The organism is Sporofaciens sp. SGI.106, from assembly GCF_050314255.1.
Lineage (GTDB): Bacteria > Bacillota > Clostridia > Lachnospirales > Lachnospiraceae > Claveliimonas.
On record NZ_JBNPMZ010000066.1, the window covers coordinates 1 to 357 of the forward strand.

Below are 357 nucleotides of genomic sequence, written 5' to 3' on the forward strand. Positions count from 1 at the left end.
TCCAAAAACAGTTCCAAACCACCTTCAAGTGATGGCTATAAAAAACCTGCTCCTAAGAGTCTGCGCAAACCATCCGGCAAAAAAGTCGGTGGACAGGAGGGACACCAGGGAACGCATCTGGCGGTAATAGCAGCTCCAGATGAAATAGTCAAACATATGCCCTCTGCATGTGAAGGATGCCCGCATTATCAGATATGTAAAGGCACTGCATGTATCGCGGAGAAACGCCATGTCATCGATGCAGTTGTTACAGTCAATGTAACGGAACATCAGGCACTGGAACTTCCAATCTGTATGTTGCATGGGGATACCCGCAAAGGGGAGTTCCCTTCCGGCGTAAAAGCAACCGTGCAGTAT

1 protein-coding gene is annotated in these 357 nt (G+C 48.5%); it reads left to right on the forward strand.

Going from position 1 to position 357, the window contains the following annotated elements:
• A partial coding sequence (locus tag ACQRCC_RS15595) for a DUF6444 domain-containing protein (RefSeq protein ID WP_427851662.1) occupies positions 1 to 357 on the forward strand: 357 nt, incomplete at both ends.